The 489-nt window shown below is 61.6% G+C and carries 1 pseudogene; it reads left to right on the top strand.

Annotated elements, in window-relative coordinates:
• Positions 1-67 precede the first annotated feature (67 nt).
• Positions 68-489: pseudogene (locus V5F48_RS25005) on the top strand (IS5 family transposase); the annotation flags it as partial.

Raw genomic sequence — 489 nt, 5'->3', positions numbered from 1 at the left:
CGCCTAGGCTCAGGACCTATTAATTAGGCTCGATCTGTGATTCACAGTCTCCATTGAGGAGGCTGGTATGGGTGATTTGTTCCTGCTGAGCGAGCGTCAGATGGCGCGGATCTCGCCGTTCTTTCCCTTGGCCCATGGGGTGCCGAGGGTCGATGACCGGCGGGTGGTGAGCGGCATCGTCTATGTGATCCGCAACGGGTTGCAGTGGAAGGATGCGCCGAAGGACTACGGCCCGCACAAGACGCTGTACAACCGCTTCATCCGCTGGAGCCGGTTGGGGGTGTTCGACCGCATCTTCGCCAACCTCGCCGGCGAAGGGCCCAAACCCGAGCGCATCATGATTGATGCCACCCATCTGAAGGCCCACCGCACGGCGGCGAGCCTTTTAAAAAAGGGGCTGTTCCCCGTCGTATCGGCCGCACCAAGGGCGGCCTGAACTCAAAGCTCCACACCGTCTGCGACGGCGAGGGTCGCCCGATCGTCATGCTG

This window comes from Xanthobacter autotrophicus ATCC 700552 (assembly GCF_043194565.1).
Lineage (GTDB): Bacteria > Pseudomonadota > Alphaproteobacteria > Rhizobiales > Xanthobacteraceae > Xanthobacter > Xanthobacter autotrophicus_F.
Note: the sequence above shows the minus strand (reverse complement) of the source record. Positions and strands in the feature narration are given on the sequence as shown.